The 16,981-nt window shown below is 72.4% G+C and carries 15 protein-coding genes; 11 read left to right on the top strand and 4 right to left on the bottom strand.

Annotated elements, in window-relative coordinates:
• Positions 1-167: 167 nt before the first annotated feature.
• From KGQ19_RS31780 to KGQ19_RS31770, 3 genes are all read left to right on the top strand, one after another.
• Positions 168-1,136 carry a helix-turn-helix domain-containing protein gene (locus tag KGQ19_RS31780; protein ID WP_212016030.1) on the top strand — a complete coding sequence of 323 codons (969 nt, stop codon included), beginning with the start codon at positions 168-170 and terminating at the stop codon, positions 1,134-1,136.
• Positions 1,137-1,430, top strand: coding sequence for a DUF397 domain-containing protein (locus KGQ19_RS31775; protein WP_212016028.1), 294 nt, complete (start codon positions 1,137-1,139; stop codon positions 1,428-1,430).
• A gap of 93 nt (positions 1,431-1,523) precedes the next feature.
• A complete protein-coding gene (locus tag KGQ19_RS31770) occupies positions 1,524-1,907 on the top strand; it encodes an ArsR/SmtB family transcription factor (RefSeq protein ID WP_212016026.1) in 384 nt (127 codons plus the stop codon).
• A gap of 57 nt (positions 1,908-1,964) precedes the next feature.
• On the opposite strand, the gene KGQ19_RS31765 is transcribed toward KGQ19_RS31770, so the two are convergent.
• From KGQ19_RS31765 to eccCa, 3 genes are read right to left on the bottom strand one after another with little or no spacing between them, the layout of a single operon-like run.
• Positions 1,965-4,565, bottom strand: coding sequence for a serine/threonine-protein kinase (locus KGQ19_RS31765; protein WP_212016024.1), 2,601 nt, complete (start codon positions 4,563-4,565; stop codon positions 1,965-1,967).
• A complete protein-coding gene (locus tag KGQ19_RS31760; RefSeq protein ID WP_212016015.1) occupies positions 4,555-5,871 on the bottom strand; it encodes a S8 family serine peptidase in 1,317 nt (438 codons plus the stop codon). Before KGQ19_RS31760 ends, KGQ19_RS31765 begins: the two co-directional genes overlap by 11 nt.
• Complete coding sequence (gene eccCa, locus KGQ19_RS31755) at positions 5,868-10,049, bottom strand: type VII secretion protein EccCa (protein ID WP_438801886.1); 4,182 nt, start codon at positions 10,047-10,049, stop codon at positions 5,868-5,870. The genes KGQ19_RS31760 and eccCa overlap by 4 nt, the downstream gene beginning before the upstream one ends.
• Between eccCa and eccD the strand changes: the two genes are divergently transcribed.
• Both eccD and eccB read left to right on the top strand, forming a co-directional pair.
• Positions 10,042-11,526 carry a type VII secretion integral membrane protein EccD gene (gene eccD, locus KGQ19_RS31750; protein ID WP_212016010.1) on the top strand — a complete coding sequence of 495 codons (1,485 nt, stop codon included), beginning with the start codon at positions 10,042-10,044 and terminating at the stop codon, positions 11,524-11,526. The genes eccCa and eccD overlap by 8 nt on opposite strands.
• A 3-nt stretch (positions 11,527-11,529) precedes the next feature.
• Positions 11,530-12,921: a type VII secretion protein EccB gene (eccB, locus tag KGQ19_RS31745; protein ID WP_212016008.1), complete on the top strand. Its 1,392-nt coding sequence runs from the start codon at positions 11,530-11,532 to the stop codon at positions 12,919-12,921.
• Between the two features lie 62 nt (positions 12,922-12,983).
• Here eccB and KGQ19_RS31740 read toward each other — a convergent pair whose 3' ends face one another.
• The gene (locus tag KGQ19_RS31740; RefSeq protein ID WP_307856569.1) at positions 12,984-13,664 is read right to left on the bottom strand and encodes a response regulator transcription factor; all 681 of its coding nucleotides are present in this window, start codon (positions 13,662-13,664) and stop codon (positions 12,984-12,986) included.
• Between the two features lie 152 nt (positions 13,665-13,816).
• Here KGQ19_RS31740 and KGQ19_RS31735 point away from each other — a divergent pair, with 152 nt between their 5' ends.
• The 6 genes from KGQ19_RS31735 (at position 13,817) to KGQ19_RS31710 (ending at position 16,888) form a co-directional block, all read left to right on the top strand.
• Positions 13,817-14,224 carry a WXG100 family type VII secretion target gene (locus KGQ19_RS31735; RefSeq protein ID WP_212016004.1) on the top strand — a complete coding sequence of 136 codons (408 nt, stop codon included), beginning with the start codon at positions 13,817-13,819 and terminating at the stop codon, positions 14,222-14,224.
• Positions 14,225-14,269: 45 nt separating this feature from the next.
• On the top strand, positions 14,270-14,776 hold the full coding sequence (locus KGQ19_RS31730) for a WXG100 family type VII secretion target (RefSeq protein WP_212016002.1): 507 nt from the start codon (positions 14,270-14,272) through the stop codon (positions 14,774-14,776).
• Between the two features lie 133 nt (positions 14,777-14,909).
• A complete protein-coding gene (locus KGQ19_RS31725; RefSeq protein ID WP_212016000.1) occupies positions 14,910-15,248 on the top strand; it encodes a WXG100 family type VII secretion target in 339 nt (112 codons plus the stop codon).
• Between the two features lie 22 nt (positions 15,249-15,270).
• A complete protein-coding gene (locus KGQ19_RS31720) occupies positions 15,271-15,558 on the top strand; it encodes a WXG100 family type VII secretion target (RefSeq protein ID WP_212015998.1) in 288 nt (95 codons plus the stop codon).
• 2 nt (positions 15,559-15,560) lie between these two features.
• Positions 15,561-16,187, top strand: coding sequence for a hypothetical protein (locus KGQ19_RS31715; RefSeq protein WP_212015996.1), 627 nt, complete (start codon positions 15,561-15,563; stop codon positions 16,185-16,187).
• The gene (locus KGQ19_RS31710) at positions 16,187-16,888 is read left to right on the top strand and encodes a hypothetical protein (RefSeq protein WP_212015994.1); all 702 of its coding nucleotides are present in this window, start codon (positions 16,187-16,189) and stop codon (positions 16,886-16,888) included. The genes KGQ19_RS31715 and KGQ19_RS31710 overlap by 1 nt, the downstream gene beginning before the upstream one ends.
• Positions 16,889-16,981: the final 93 nt, after the last annotated feature.

Below are 16,981 nucleotides of genomic sequence, written 5' to 3'. Positions count from 1 at the left end.
GACGGCCTCACATCATCGATGTTCGCGCGATTCGTCTCCCCCAGCGCGCACCCCGTAATGAAATATCCCACCACGGGCCGGGCACCGCAGGGGAATCCGTGAAATCGCCGCAGCCGCGTCGGGCACAATGGCCTCCCATCGCAAAAGCGAACCGCAGGGGGTTGGCGATGACATCCGCAGAAGGTCCCGGACCGCGCGCCCGAACCGCTCCCGACGGCGGGTCCGCGACGCCGCCGGAGCCGGGCGGCCCGGTCGAGCGGGCGGCCCGGGTACCGGCCGGGCCGTCGGCGCCGCCGATCCGCCGCCGGCGGCTGGGAGCCGCGCTGCGCAGGCTCCGGGTCAGCGCGGGACTGACCCTGCAGGGCGCGGCCGAGCGCCTGGAGATCTCGGACTCGACCCTGTCCCGGCTGGAGAACGGCCAGGGCCGGCTGCGGCGCATCGACGTGGCGGCGGCGCTGGACGTGTACGGGGTCGACGACGAGGACCTGCGCACGACTTTACTGAACCTGACCGGCCAGATCAGGGACAAGGGCTGGTGGCAGTACTACCGGCGGGCCATCCCGGAGCCCTACGCGGACTACATCAGCGTGGAGGCGGCCGCCACCTCGATCGACGCGCACACCGTGCAACTGGTCCACGGCCTGCTCCAGACCGAGGACTACATCCGGGCCCTGGCCGAGGCCTGGCGGGTGCGCACTGAACCGCTCGACGTGGACGCGCTGGTGGCGGTCCGCCGCACCCGGCAGCGCATGCTCGGCGGCGCCGAACCGCTGCGGCTGCGGGTGGTGATGCACGAGGGCGCGCTGCGGCAGACGGTCGGCGGCCGCGAGGTGATGCGGGGTCAGATCGAACGGGTCATCGAGGAATCGCGCCGGCCCAATGTCGTCATCCAGATCATCACCCATTCAGCAGGCGCATATTCGGGGCTCGACGAACCCTTCGCGATTGTAGGCTTTGGGAATCCTCTGGAACACGACGTGGTATGCCTGGACAACCTGACACGAACGCATTTCCTGGAGACCGTCGACGAGGTGCGTAATTACGCGTCGGTGTTCGACCAGCTGCGTGCCGCGGCGCTTTCCCCCGAACGGTCGGCGCTCTGGCTCGCCGACCTGCTGACGAAGATGGAGAGCTAGTTGAGCACCAGCGCACAACCGCACCAGTCCCCCGGCGGGGCACCCGATCCCGGCGCGCCCGGCGCGTCCGTCACCGGCGGCGCCGAGCACCCGGACCTGGCCGGCGCCGCCTGGCGCAAGAGCAGTCACAGCAACGGCGCCGCCAACTGCGTCGAAGTCGCGATGCTGGCCGACGGCTCGGTGGGGGTCCGGCACTCCCGCCGCCCCGACGCCGAGGTGATCGTCTACTCCCGGACCGAGTGGGCGGCCTTCGTGGCCGGCGTCAAGGCCCGGGAGTTCGAACCGGTCGGCTGATCCGCTGACCAGGGTCCCGTTCCGTCCCCTTCGGTTCGGGGCCCGCCACGCGACCGGGACACGCCGCGTTCCCGCAGGTGACAAGATGTCCCCATGGTCCACCAAGCCGCACAGCCCGACCCGGCCGCCCCCGGCCACCCGGACCACGCCGACCCGGCCGAACGCACCCTGCCCGACCCGGTCGTCGACACCGCGGTCGGCTTTCTGGACCTGCTGGCCGAACCGAGCCGGCTGCGCCTGCTGTGGGCCCTGCGCGACGGCGAACTGGGCGTCACCGCCCTGGCCGAGACCGCCGGCTGCACCCCCACCGCGGCCAGCCAGCACCTCGCCAAACTCCGCCTCGGCGGCCTGGTCGAACAACGCGCCGACGGCCGGGCCCGGCTCTATCGGCTGCGCGGCAGCCACATCAAGGGCTTGGTCGAGGAAGTCGTCGGGCACGCCGAGCACGCGGTGCGCGGCATTCCATACGAGCTCTGAGACGCAACGCCGGCCGAGAAGCTGCCCAGGGCACCGGCACCCGGCGGAACCAATCGTCTACGGCAGGTACCACTCCTGGGCCTTGTTCCCGGACGCACACGGCTTCGTCGAGAGCGCCTGGCCCGACCCGTTGTCGGTCAGGCAGTCGCTGAACTGCTGGTTGTGCAGGTAGTAGGCACCGGGGGGCACCCTGCCGTCGGTGGCCAGCCACCACTTCTGGTTCGGCGCGTTGTTCACGTGGTACAGCGAGATCTTGCCGTCGCCGCTGCCGTCGTCGTCGATCAGCTCTTTGGTGCTCAGGGCGTTGCCGAACTGGTAGACGGTGACCCCGTCGATGACCGAAGGGGTCACCTGGAACGTCTCCTCGGGCTGCCCCGCCGCCTGCGCCTCGACGGTCAGCGGCGCGCTGTCGCTGAGGTTGGCCAGACCGTCGTAGTGATAGGTGTCGATCACATCCGCGTCCCCGACGTTGGTGATGTACCCGGTCTTGATCGGCGTGGACGGCGACGAGCCCGCCGTGGGCCCGGGACTCGGGGACGACACCGGTGGCCGCGGCGCCGTGGACGGTCCCGGTTTCGTGGACGGTCCCGGCGGGTTGGGCGGCCCCGGCGTCGTCAGCGTCACCACGGCGGTGCTGCTGCTGGGGATGGTCGGCGAGGGCGTCGAGGACGCCGAGGACGCCGACGACTTCGAGGTCGTGGCCGAAGTACCGGCTGTGCTGGAGGGCAGGCTGGTCACCGAGCTGGGGTCGACGGAACCCGGATCGGTGCTGCCCGAACTGGACGCGCTCCGGGTCGCGGCGACCGCACCGGCCGCCGAGGAGTTGGATCCCGACAACGGATACGCGATCGCCACCGCGACGACCGCGGCGACCACCGCCGCCGCACCGGTGAGGACAACGGTCCGCCGCCGATTCGGCTGCGCGGACCCGGGCCCGCCGGAGGCGCCGCCGCCCGGGCCGCCGGAATCATGCTCCGCCTGGCCATCGGGCTCCGCGTCGGAGTCTTCGGGCGCCAGATCGGGCTCGACGCCGACCATGAACGAGTCCTGCGGCACCGCCCGGCCGGATCCGCCATACCCACCGGCGTCTTCGTCGGCCGCAGGCGGCTCGGCCCGGCCGCTCAGATCCTCCGCGCCGGCAGCGCGGACAGGTCCGTCACCAGCAGCTCCGTCACCAGATGCTTCGGCTGGAACCTCGGGAGCGCCGGCGCCGAAGACGCGGCGCAGACGGCCGCGCCGCGGACTGGCGGGTTCAGCGGCTCCGGCCGGATCCTGGCCCTCGTCTTCCGGCACGACGCCGACGGTGAACGAGTCCTGCGGCACCACCCGGCCGCCGGGAACGCCGTGCGGGCCCTCAGCAGCCTCGGCATGCGCGGCGCCTTCGGCTCCGGCGACCGGCGGAACCGCGGCTCCCGGCAGCCCTTCGGCCCCGTCGAACTCCCCCTCGGCGTCCGGCAGCGGAACCGTCTCCTCCGCCGCCTCGCCCACTGTGAAGGAGGCCCAATCCTCGACCGCGTTCGGCGGCCGGATCGCATACGAAGCCCACGCCGGCGGGATCTCCTCGGTCGCCGACTCGTCCAGTCCGGCCGAAGCCGCCTGCACTTCCGCGTCTTCGTCCTCGGGCTCGGCCTCCCTCGGAAGCACCGTGAACGACATGAAGTCGCCGTCCGCCCGCGCCACCGGCAGCACCGCGTGCCCGGCCGCGATCGCCCCGGCCACCGGCCCGGTCGAGGCAGTGTCCGCGTCCCCGTCCGCGTCCGCGTCCGCGGCCTCCATCTCCGCGACGACGACCCCCGTCTGGAAGCTGTCCTCCGGCGTCCCGGTCCGCGTGAGCGACCCGTCCCGCGAGAGCAGCCGCCGCGCCGCCCGCGCCATCTCCTTCGCGCTGCCGAAGCGCTCCGCCGGGTCCTTCGCCAGGGCGCGCATCACCAGCTCGCGCACCGGCTCCGGCACCGTGTCGGGCAGCGGGGGCACCGGCTCCTGGAGGTGCTTCATCATGATGCCGAGCGGGGTGTCGCCGTCGAAGGGCGGGAAGCCGGCCAGACACTCGTACGCGATCACCCCGACCGCGTACTGGTCCGCCGCCGCCGACACCATGCTGTGCCGCGCCTGCTCGGGGGCCGCGTACACCGCGGTCCCCAGCACCACGTCCGCGGCGGTCAGCCGGCGGGCGTCGGCGGTGCGCGCCACGCCGAAGTCCGTCACCACCACGGCGCCGTCGCGCAACATCAGGTTCGCCGGCTTCACGTCGCGGTGGACGATCCCCCGGTCGTGCGCGACCTGGAGCGCCTCCAGCGTCTGCGCCACGATGGCCAGCGTCGAGGCCTGCGACAGCGGCGCCGAGTCGTCCAGCAGATCCGACAGCGGGCGGCCGGTGATCAGCTCCATCACCAGGAACGCCGTGCGCGGGTCGTCCGTCTGCCCGTAGTCGTACACGGACACGATGCCGGGGTGGCTCAACGCCGCCAGCACCCGGGCCTCGGTGTGGAATCGGGCGGCGAAGCCCTCATCCTCCAGCAGCGCCGGCAACAGGATCTTGACCGCGACCTCGCGGCCCAGCACCGTGTCCAGCGCCCGCCACACGTCGCCCATCGACCCACCGCCGATGCGCTGGCGCAGCTGGTACCGCCCGGAAAGGACGGTTCCTTCACCCCACATGTCGTCGTTCCCCACGAATCTCGTCGGTCGTGCCCGGATCAGTACGTTCAGAAGCGGTCAGTGCGCTTCGCGCGGCCGTGAGCCGCGCGTCCCGCTTGCGGCGCCGAGCCAGCCACGCCACGCCGGCGACTCCCCCGGCGGACAGCAGTCCGCCACCGCCGACCGCCAGCGTCCGACCGGTCAGATCAGGCCTCTGCGACACAACGGGGAACGTCAACGGCGCGGCCGGAACCGGCGGCGCGGAGGTGGCGGGCGCGGGCGCGGCCACCGAGGTCAAGGCGGCATAGGGATCGACGATGCCCCAGCCGTAGGAGTGGTCCGGAGCGTCGGCTGCCACGCGGTCCGCCGTCTCGTAGAGCCGTTGCCGCACCTGCGCGGCGGTCAACGAAGGGTACCGGTTCCAGACCAGAGCCGCGGCCGCCGTGACATACGGCGCCGCGAACGACGTCCCCATCCCGGAGGCCAGCGTCCCGTCCGCGGCCGGTCCGACCCCGAGCAGCGGGGCGTCCGAGGTGCCGCCGGGAGCGGCCAGGCCGATGTCGGCGCCGTGCTCCGAATACGGCGCCGCCGTCCGGTCCGACCCGACCGCGGCGACCGCGATCACTCCCGGATAGGCGGCCGGGTACTGCAACGGATCGCCGTCCTGCTGGGCACCGAGGTTCCCGGCGGCGGCGACGATCAGCACCCCCGCCGCCTGGGCCGTCCGCACCGCCGACGCCATATCCGGGGTGTCGGTCGGGGACCCCGCCGACACGTTGATGATCTTCGCGCCCCGTTGCACCGCCTGCAGGATCCCGGCGGCGATGGGCGCGTCCTCGCTCTCGCACACCTGGTACGTCCGGATCGAGAGCAGGCTGACCACCGACGGCGCCATCCCCACCACCGCGACCCCGGCCCGGGCCCGCGCCGCGATGATCCCGGCGACCATGGTCCCGTGCCCGAGGGCGTCGGCGGTCGGCGGATACGTCGCCGGATTCACGAGCGAGACGCTGTCCTGGACGTCCACCGCGCCGGCCAGCTGCGGCGCGGACACGTCGATCCCGGAGTCGACGACCGCGACCTTGATCCGCGCCCCGGAAGCCGCGGGCGCGACATAGGGGGCCAGGTCGCCGTAGCGCAACGCCGTCTGCGCCCACGGCACCGCGGCCGTCTGCGGCACCGCCGTCACCGACGGCTGGCAGGTGTCGGCCGCGGCCGTCGGCGCACCGCCGATCGGGGCGACCACGAGTCCCGCGACGAGCGCGGCGACCGCGCCGCCGGCGGCCAGCGCCCGGGCCCCACCGCCGTGCGGTGCCCGCCGGTTCACGCCACGTCCTCGCCGGCCCAGGCGGTCTGCACCAGCAGCGTTCCGGACCGCCGACTGACCAGCTGCGCGCGCCCGGCCGGCAACCGCATGGGCCGCGCGTCCCCGAGGAACACGCCCTCGTCCTTGCTGCACGACAGCAGCAGCCCGGGAGTGCTCAGCTCCCACATCCGCCGCAGTACCGGATCGCCCATGCCCCGCGCCGCGCCGGCCGTCGACCGCGCCAGCACCAGGTGCAGTCCGATCTCCGCGGACTGCGGCAGCAGCTCCAGCAACGGTGCCAGCGGCGTTCCGCGACCGCCGATCATCAGGTCGTAGTCGTCCACCACCACATACAGCTCCGGTCCGCTCCACCAGTCGCGCAGCGGCAGCCGCGCCGGTTCCACCTCCGGCCCCGGAACCCGCTGCAACAGCACGGGGGTGATCTCCTTCAGCAGGTCCTCCAGCGCCCCGGCCGTCACGGCGTACCCGAGCTGCTTGGCCTGCGGAACCGCGTCGTGCAGCCGCCGCCGGGTGTCGGCCAGCAGAACCCTGACTTGCGCCGGATCGGCACGTTCGGTCACCGCCTTGGCCACCAGTCGCAGCAGGTTCGTCTTCCCGCTCTCGTTCTCACCGAACACCATCAGGTGCGGGGTATTCCCGAACTCGTGCAGCACCGGCTCCAACCGGGTCTCGTCCCAGCCCAGCGCGACCGCGGTCGGCGAGGCCGGCTGGGCCAGCCGGGAGGCGGGCAGCAGCGTCGGCAGCATCCGCACCGGCGGCGCGGCCTGCCCGGGGTGCGCCTTGGTGATGTGCCGCACCAGATCGCGCGTGCCCTCGCTGAGCGTCGCGGGGTCCGGATCGCCGTCGATCCGCGGCAGGGCCGCCAGGAAGTGCAGCCGGCCGCTGGTCAGACCGCGCCCGGGGACCGCCGGGACCTCCTTGGCCAGCGCCGCGTTCACCTCGGAGTCGATCGGATCGCCCAGGCGCAGCTCCAACCGGGTCCCGATGAGGTCGCGCAGCCACGGCCGCACCTCGGTCCAGCGCGCCGCGGTGATCACCAGGTGCACGCCGAATCCGAGCCCGCGGGCGGCGATGTCCTGGATCGCCGGCTCCAGCCGCTCATAGTCCTGGTGGAAGGTGAACCAGCCGTCGATGACCAGGAAGACGTCACCGCTGTGCCCGATGCCGGGGAAGCCGGGCTGGCCGTCGGCGAACTCCCCGGCCCGGCGCCGCCGCCGGTAGTCGGCCATCGAGCCGACCCCGGCCGCGGCGAACGCCTGCTCGCGCTCGGCGAGCAGCATCGCCACCTCGGCCACGGTCCGGATCACCTTCTCCCCGTCCAGCCGGCCGGCCACCCCGCCGACGTGCGGCAGGTCCGACAGCGCGGTGAGCCCGCCGCCGCCGAAGTCCAGGCAGTAGAACTGGGCGTCGCGCGGGGTGTAGCGCAGACTCAGGGAACTGATCATCGTCCGCAGCAGCGTGGACTTGCCGGACAGCGGCGCCCCGACCACCGCCACGTGCCCGGCCGCCCCGGCCAGGTCCGCGACCAGCGGATCGTGCCGCTGCTCGAAGGGCCGGTCGGTGACCCCGAGCACGGCCAGCAGGGTGTCGTCGGTTCCGGCCATGCCACGCACCGGACCGGCCGTGCCCAGGGTCGGCGTGCGGTACTGCGTCGCCCGCGGATCCGGCTCCGGCAGCGCGCCGGTCAGCGCCGAGACCGCCTCCGGCAGCAGCGCGTCCAGCGTCGGCGAGGTCGACAGCGGCGGCAGCCAGATCCGGTGCGCCGGCCGGCCCCGGCCCCGCATCCGCGAGGCCAGCACTTCCAGCGTGCTCTCCGAGACCGGCGGGCTCGTGAGCTCCTGCTGGTCCTGCGTCTCGGCCTCGGATTCGGTCTGCGGCGCGACCCGCGGCGCCAAGTACGCCGACCGGTAGCGGATCACGTGATACCGCCCCGGATCCTCGGCCGGCCCACCGGCCTTCGGCGGGACGTAGGGTGCTGATACGTAGCCCGCACGGAACCGGATCAACGGATCGGTACCGCACCGCAGGAACCCGTGCCCCGGCGCCGACGGCAGGTCGTAGGCGTCGCCGACACCCAGCACCGCCCGCGACTCCGCGACGGAGAAGGTCCGCAGGCCCACCCGGTAGGACAGATGCCCCTCCAGCGCGTGGATACGGCCCTCGTCCAGACGCTGCGAGGCCAGCAGCAGGTGCACGCCGAGCGAGCGGCCGAGCCGGCCGATCATCACGAACAGCTCCAGGAACTCCGAGTGCGCCGCGAGCAGTTCGCTGAACTCGTCGACCACCAGGAACAGCGACGGCAGCGGCACCAGCGGCACCCCGGAGTCGCGCGCCGCCTCGTAGTCGCGCAGCGAGGCGTAGTTGCCGGCCGAGCGCAGCAGTTCCTGACGCCGCACCATCTCGCCGTGCAGCGCCGTGTACATGCGCTTGACCAGCGGCAGCTCGTCGGCCAGGTTGGTGATCACCGCCGAGGTGTGCGGCAGCTTGTCCAGGCCCAGGAACGTCGCGCCGCCCTTGAAGTCCACGAGCACGAAGTTCAGGATCTCGGGGTCGTTCCGGACGGCCATGGCCAGCACCAGCGTGCGCAGCAGCTCGCTCTTGCCGGACCCGGTGGCCCCGATGATCATGCCGTGCGGACCGGTGCCGCCCTGCGCGGCCTCCTTGATGTCCAGCTCGGCGGGCAGCCCCTGCTCGGTCCGGCCCAGCGGCACCCGCAGCCGCTCCCGGTTGGGCCGCGACTGCCAGGTCTGCTCCGGGTCCAGCGCCCGCGCGTCGCGGATGCCGAGCAGGCCGGTGAAGGAGATGTCGCCGCCGCCGCGCCCGCCGGCGTCCCCGGTGCCGGCCACCCGCACCGGCGCGAGGATCCGGGCCGCGGCCGAGGCCTCTGCGGTGCTCAGGGTGGCGGCCCGGCCCAGGGGGGTGAGGTCTTCGCCGCCGGCCCGGTCCGGGGTCACGGCGGCCAGTGACGCGTCGCCGCCGTCGCGGGTGGCCCGCAGCCGCAGCGTGGCCACCGGGACGTCCGGTCCGACGGCCGCGCCGGTCAGGTCCAGCAGCACCGCGTTGCGGTAGCCGGTGCGCAGCGCCCGGTGGTCGCCCGGCAGTTCGCCGCCGTCCAGCAGGATCACCGTGAACGGCTCGCGGGACGTGGGCTGGGCGCTCGCGTCGTGCGGCCCGCGCTCGCGGAAGTCACCGGGGTCCAGCAGCCGTTCCAGATCGGCGTAGCTGTCACTGATCAGCCGCACCCGGCCGACCGCGTCGGACTCCGAGGAGTGCAGGGCGTGCGGCAGCCACTTCACCCATTCCCAGCGCTCGCGCGTCGCGTCGTCACAGTGCACTGCGATACGCAGCTCCTGCGGACCGTGGAACACCGCGAGCTGGGTGAGCAGCGCGCGCACCACGGCCCGGCAGGCCGGGCCGTCGCCGTCCAGGGCCACCCGCGCGAAGGCCCGGAGATTCGCGGCGATCGGCAGGTCCGGGACCGTCTTGTACGCCTGCAGGAACCGGCGCAACGCGTTCGCCGACACCGGATCCAGGTCTTCGATCGGCTTGGTCTCCGGCGGCGCCATCCGCACCGCCAGCGCCATCGGCCCGGTGGCCAGCCGCACCTCGGCGAAGTCCTGGTCCCCGGCCCCGCGCTCCCACAGCCGGCCGCTCATCGCCACCGACCACAGCGCCGCCGGGTCCGGGTGCCGCCACGTCAGGGCCTTGATCTGAGAGTCGATGTGCTTGCGCACCTGACGCCGGATCTGGTCCAGGTGCCGCAGGTAGTCGCGGCGCTCGGCGACCAGCTTGAACTTGCTCTGGCCACCGCCGCGCCCCAGCTGCATGCCGACCATGCCCAGCGACGAGAAGGCCATCATGCCGCCGGCCAGATAGTTGGTGGGCCGCGCGCCCGGCTGCAGGAACATCATGGCCATGGCGCCGCTGCTGGCGGCCATCGGCAGGACCATCACCGCCTGCCCGAGGCCGCCCGGCACCGGCTCCGGCATCGCCGGAGGTTCCTGGAACGCGATCTCGCCCTGGGGTAGTGCCGGCGCGGGGCGGCGCGGTATCGGCCGGAATTCTCGGATGCTCAACGTTCGCCCTACTTCCCCTGGCGGCCCGTTCACACGACCCGGGATAGTCGAGCACCTGCCCCAGACTCCGCGCAAAGGGAAGTTGAGCTGGACGTTGAGCATCCAAGCCGCACTGCCTGAGACCGACTTGTGCCGGCTCTCGATCGCGACCCCGGCCAACGTGCTGGAACTCGCATTGCCCTCCACTGTCCCCTTGGCGGACTTCCTCCCAGCGGTACTGAGCTTCGCCGGACCCGAGCTGGCCGACGCCGGACTGGCCCACGACGGCTGGGTGCTGCAACGCCTCGGCGGAGCCCCGCTGGCGCCCGCCCGCACCCTGGCTGAACTGCGGATCTATGACGGCGAGACGCTTTATCTGAGGCCGCGCCGAGCTTCCGCGCCGGCGGCCGTCTTCGACGATGTCGTGGACGGACTGGCGACCGCGGTGCGCGAACGCGCGGACCGGCTGCGGGTGGCCGCCGGCCGCTGGGCCGGACCGGCGCTGGGCGCGCTGGCGCTCGCCGCCGGCGCGGCAGCCGTCGCCGCCGGGTCCGGCCAGGTCGGACAGCGCGCCGCGCTCGCCGGCGGGCTGGCCGCACTGCTGCTGGTCTCGGCGGCGGTCGCGGTGCGTTTCCTGGGCGCACGGCCCGCCGGGATCGTGCTGGGCGTCGCCGGGATCGGCTGGTCCGCGCTCGGCGCCTGGCTCGCGGCGCGGGAGTTCGCGCACGGTGCCACCCATCCGGAATCGGCAGCCGCGTTGTGGGCCGGGGCGGCGGCGCTGTTGGCTGCGGCCGTCGGCGCTGCCGCGGTCGGCGGCGGGACGGCCGCCGAGGACGTCGGAACCCCGCCGCAGCGGGCCCAGACCGGCACGGCCATCTTGGACGAGCCGCCGCGCGCCGACGGCCTGGAACCGTTCGTCGCGCTCACGGTGCCGGCGGTCGGATCGGTGCTCGCCGGAGCCCTCGGCGTCGGTTTCCACCTGGCGCTCACCCAGTGTTTCGCCGCCGCCGCCGTCCTCGGCCTGGGGTTCGTGCTCGCGGTGCCCCGGCTGGCGTTCCGCCTGGCCGGACAACGGCTCGCGGCCCTGCCGGCCACGGCCGAACGGATCCAGGTGGATCTGCCGGCCCGGGAGCAGGCCGAGCTGTGGGCGGCCTCGGCCCGGATCGACCGGCTGATGACGGCGTTCCTGCTCGGCAGCGGCCTGCTCGCGATCGCCGGGGCGACGACGGCCGCCGGACACGGCGCGCTCGGCGCCGCCGCGGCGGCCGATCTGGGCGTGGCGTACCTGCTACGGGCCCGGGTGTTCGCGCGGACGGCGCCGCGGCTCCTTCTGCAGACGACCGGCATGCTCGCGCTGGCCGGTGCGGGTTGGCGGGCGGCGGCCAGCGCGCACGCGATGGCCACGACCGCCGGCGTCGCGGCCGGCGCGCTGATGGTCGGGCTGATCGCGGCCTCGGTGGGGCCGCGGCGGCGCGGCGACGACCCGCCGTACGCGGCCCGCGCCGCGGACATCGCCGAATACTTCGTGCTGGCCGCGCTCGTGCCGCTGGCCCTCGGGGTGCTCGGCGTGTTCGGCTGGGCGCGCGGGTTGGGGGGCTGAGCCGTGGCTACCCGGCGGCAGGAGTTGCAGGCGCACCGGTTCGTGGTGCGGCGGTTGGTCGCCGGTCTGGTCGGCGGGGATCCCGGAACCGCGACGCCGCCGGCGCAGCGGCTGAAGACCGGGCTCGTCCTCGGGACGGCGGCCGGGGTGCTCGGGATCGGCACGGCCGCGGTGCTCGGCCTGGTCTGGCCGAAAGCCAGCTCCGCGTGGCGAGACGGCCAGTCGGTGGTCGTGGAGCAGGGTACTTACAACCAGTACCTCTATACCGACGGCGTCCTGCACCAGGTGCTGAATCAGGCCTCGGCGATGCTGGCGCTGCCGAAGTACGCGGTGCGGACCGTGCCGGCCTCGGCGCTGAAGGACGTGCCGCGCGGGGCCGCGGTGGGCATCATCGGCGCACCCAGCGACCTGCCGGCCGCCTCGGCGCTGACCGGCGGGCCGTGGACGGTGTGCTCCTCGCCCGGCACCGACGGCACGGTGCGGGTCTCCGCGGCGCTGGGTGTCGACGTCGCCGGGACCGAAGTCACCGACGGTCAGGCGCTGTACGTCGACGTCGGGGACGCGCGGTACCTGATCTGGGCCGGCAAGCGGCACCTGCTGAAGGAGCCTCTGCCCCTGATGACGGCGTTCCAGATGACCGCCGCGCAACCGACCACGGTCGGCGCCAACTGGCTCAACGCGGTACCGGCCGGCTCCGACATCGCGCCGCTGACGGTCGGTGCCCGCACGTCCACGGCCGACCTGGGGACGATCGGGGACCTGTACACGTACCAGGACGCTAGCGGCGCCTATGAATACGTGGTCACCGCGCAGGGCCTGACGCCGGTGACCCCGACGCAGGCCGCGTTGCTGCGGGCCGGCGGCTCCCCGGCGCCGAAGACGCTGGACCCGAACCGGCTGGTGGCGGCCAAGCAGGGCAACAGGGTGACCGGCGCGCTGGCCGGAGATCTGCCCGCGGCGCTGCCGACGCTGGCCGGCGGCTCCGGAAACGCCGCCGGCGCCACGACCGGCTCCGGCGCGGTCTGCCTGGCGGTCACACCGGGCTCGGACCCCTCAGCCGCGACCTACCGGCTGCGCTCGGTCGCCGCGTCGGCGGTGGACGCCGCCGGCAGTTGGGTGAGCACCGACGGGGCCGCCGGCCACGCGGACCGCGTCCTGGTCCGGCCGGGCACCGGGGCCCTGGCCAGCTCGACCACCGGCGGCGCCGTCCAGCTGCTGAGCGCGGTCGGCGAGCGCTTCGCGGTGGCCTCGCCGGATGATCTGGGCCGGCTGGGCTACGCCTCGGTGGCCCCGGCGGCCGTCCCCGCGGCGGTGCTCGACCTGTTCCCCGAGGGACCCGCGCTGGACTCGAACGACGCGCGGACCCCGAGGACCGCCGCCGTGTCAGGGCCCTGATGGGAGCCGTCCGGGCGCCGCGGCGCGAGCCGGTCCGGCCGGTGGGGCCGGCCGGGGGCGACTCACGCCGCGGTGAACCGGAGGAACGACTCCGGCGTCACCATCCGGTACCCGACCCCGCGCACCGTGGCGATCATCCCGGGCAGCGCGATCTTCGCCCGGAGCGAGGCCACGTGCACCTCCAGCGAGCGCTCCGCGCCGGCCCAGCCGGTCGGCCACAGCGTGGCCACCAACTCCTCCCGCGGGACCGCGCGCCCCACCTTGCGCATCAGCGCCACCAACAGCTGGAACTCCTTGGGGCGCAGATCGACGCGGGTGCCGTGGATCTCGACGGTCCGCGCCCCCTCGGAGACCACCAGCGGGCCCGCGGTCAGCCGCTGTGGCGGGCCGGTCGGCGGCGGTGGCGGCTGCTCCCGGCCGGGAGTCACCGACAGCCGCAGCCGCGCAGCCAGCTCCTGCAGGCCGAACGGCTGCACCGCGTAGTCGTCGATGCCCGCCTCGTGCCCGCGCAGCCAGGCCTGCAGATCCACGCGCTGTGTCACCGCGACGATCGGGGCCTGGGTGCGCCGCCGCAGCCGCCGGCAGTAGGCCAGCACCTCGTCATCGATCACACCGCAGTCCAGCAGCACCACATCCGTCTGGATCGGCACGTCGGCATCACCGGCGGCCTCCCGCACTTCGAACCCCAGGATCGCCAGGCCGCCGCTGACCGTGCGGCTGCGCCGACGACCCAGACCGGTCACCAGAACTTTCATAAGACAACACTTTCGCGGGTGGCTCACCCTTTGCTCAACATCCGACAGACCACCTTGTGACGGCTCCATGACCGGTGGTGCGATTTCAGTGACCGCGATTCGGTGCCACCAGTGCGGTGACGCCAGTTAGGGAGCAGGCCATGGCCGACCCGACACTCCAACACGAACACGAAGCCATGACGCGGGCCGCGAACGAATTCTCGTGCGCCCTGGACGATCTGAACGCATACGTGGCGCCCGTGCGCGCCGACCACGAAGCCCTGGACTGGCTCAGCGACGCGGCCGAGAGGTACCGCGCCCTGTTCCAACAGTGGCTGATCCAGTTCGGCGACATCTGCCGGGCCCTGGAAACCATGAGCGACGTACTCGGCGCCAACGCCACAGCATACGGCGCCAACGAGGACTGGGCCCTGCAGTACGTCAACGGCATCACCACCGCTCCGCCGGTGTCGCCCACCCAACCGGTGCACGTCATCGTCGAGAAACCCTACAACCCGTACCCCGGCATGCCCCTCACCCCCGCTCAGCGGGCGTTGCAGGGGCTGTGATCCGGGCCCCGAGGCAACCGGCCCACGCATCGCAAGGAGACCGCCATGGCTTTCGTCGCCAACACCGACAACATGGGACAGCTCGTCACCACCCTGGGAACCGCCAGCAGGAACATCGAAGACCGCCTGTCCGCACTCCAGGCCTACGGCGACCGGCTGAAGTCGACCTGGACCGGACCAGCCGGCGACGCCTACGAGGAGCAGAAAGTCAACTGGGACCGGGCCGCCGCGACCATGAACGAACTGCTCGCGACCTTCGGCGTCAAGCTGAACGCCATCACCGACGGCATCCTGCAGACCGAGCAGGCCGCCACCAACCGCTGGAGCTCCACGGGCGCCCCGGGATCCACGGGCTCCCCGCTGTCCCCCAGCTTGTACTCACCCGTCACCCCCGGCCACTACGACGCGGGGACCACCCCGATCGCCCCGCGCTTGTACGAGGGCGGCGTCGCTCCGCTCAGCCCCCGCTTGCACGAGGGCGGCGTCGTCCCGAACAGCCCCCGCTTGTACGCCGCCCAGGTCCAGCCGCAAATACAGGACACGCAGAACTAAGAGCGTGCGCATTGCGGCCAGTACCGCGGCTCACCATTTGCTCAACATCTGACAGACCACCTTGTGAGGCCCGAGTACTCGGTGGTGCGATTTTAATGACCGCATTTCGGCGAAACCAGTTAGGGAGCAGGCCATGGCCGACCCGACACTCCAGCACGAACACGAAGCGATGTCCCGGGCCGCCGGCGAATTCTCGCAGGCCCTGGACGACCTGGGCTCATACGTGGCCCCGGTGCGCGCCGACCACGACGCCCTGGAATGGCGAAGCGACGCGGCCGACAAATACCGCGACCTGTTCGACCAGTGGCTGATCCAGTTCAACGACATCTGCAAATCCCTGGAAACCATGCAAGAGGTCCTCGGGGCCAACGCCCAGGCGTACGCCAACAACGAATCCACGGCCGTCGACACCGTCAAGACCATCGGCGTCGGTGACTTCACCAACACGCAAAAGACTTTGATGGGCATGTGACCCGCACCCTAAGGAGACCGCCATGGCTTTCGTCGCCAACACCGACAACATGGGACAGCTCGTCACCACCCTGGGAACCGCCAGCAGGAACATCGAAGACCGCCTGTCCGCACTCCAGGCCTACGGCGACCGGCTGAAGTCGACCTGGACCGGACCGGCCGGCGACGCCTACGAGGAGCAGAAGCGGAACTGGGACCGGTCCGCCGCGACCATGAACGAGTTGCTCTCGCACTTCGGCGTGAAGCTGAACGACATCACGGACAGCATCGTGCAGACCGAGCGCACCGCCACCAATCGCTGGGTGAACTGACCGTGGCCAACGACCCCGGCGACACCTGGAACGTCGGCACCCACACCGCCATCCCGGGGCCGACCATCGGCACCGTGAAGGCCGACAAGGACGCCATCCGGGACCTGGCCACGTGGTTCTCGGACACGCTGACCCAGGCCGGCGGACTGTTCACCGCCGGCCCGTCGTGGCTGGTGGACTGCTCGGCGACGGGCGGCTACGCCGGCGCACCGCTGCGGTATGACCTGTACGCCGGGCGCACGGCCGGCAAGGGCAGCGCGCTGGCCGGGCCGGACGTCACCGCGGTCGGGGTCCTTCCCGGCTACGCCAAGGACGACACCTACCTGCCGAGCGCCTACAACCTGAAGAACACGGTCGACACCCAGCTGTCGACGATGTACACGAAGCTGATCCAGGACCCGAACAGCACGCAGATGTCGGACGGCAACCTCTACACGATGGTGTCGATGCTGGCCGACACGCTGAAGAAGGTCGCCGACGACTACGACAAGGGCGACCAGCAGATCGAGACCGACCTGCAGTCGCTGGGCAGCGCGATGCAAAACACTCTGGACACCCTCATAAACGGGCTGAGCGGTTCCGGCGGGAAGACGCCGCCCGGCGGCAGCGGCTCGACGGGGGGCAGCTGATGGATGTCATCCACCCGGGCGCGGGCACACCCACCCCGCCGGCGCCACCGCCCCCGAAGAACTCCGACACCTCCTCCGGCAGTTCCCAGACCGGCTGCGGCTTCACCTTGCACGTCCAGGTCAAGAAACCGCCGGGAACCGGCGCCATGTACGACGACGGCGCCGCGCCGACCACCGGCAAGGGCTTGGCCGGCTACACCTGGAACCAGGCCATCACCGCCATCACCGGCGGCCTCGGCGACGGCTCCTACGGCGGCGTCGCGGCCGGCGGCACCTGGTCCAATCCGCAGACGATGGAGACGGCGCACTACGCGATCCTGTCCATCCGGGCCATGCTCGAGAACTACGTCACCGCGGTCAACAACGCGCGGGACAGCATCCTTCAGAGCTGGAGCGGACCTGCCGCCGACGCGTTCAAGGCGACCCTCAAGTCGTTCACGGACTACATAGACGCCCTGTCGACCGAGATGAACAAGTACAACGCGGCCGGACCGAACAACCTGCTGCACATCGCGCACATGAACGAGGCGATGAGCAACGCGGCCGGGTTCATCTGGGGCAACGCGTCCTACGGGGACGGCCACGACCGCAATACCCCGGTCACCTTGAGCGGCGACCTCACCTACGACGGCACCATGGTCGGCGCCGGGCAGCAGATGCTCATCGCCTACGACGCCGCGCTGACCGCGCTGAACGAGTAGCCATGCCATTCTTCAACATCCAGAACACGAAGTATCAGGACCCGAGTATCGACACCACCCCGCCCGGTGGCACAGATACTCCGCCTCCCGGCC

It is taken from the genome of Catenulispora pinistramenti (assembly GCF_018274385.1).
Taxonomy (GTDB): Bacteria; Actinomycetota; Actinomycetes; order Streptomycetales; family Catenulisporaceae; genus Catenulispora; species Catenulispora pinistramenti.
This window is presented reverse-complemented; position numbering and strand designations above follow the sequence as displayed.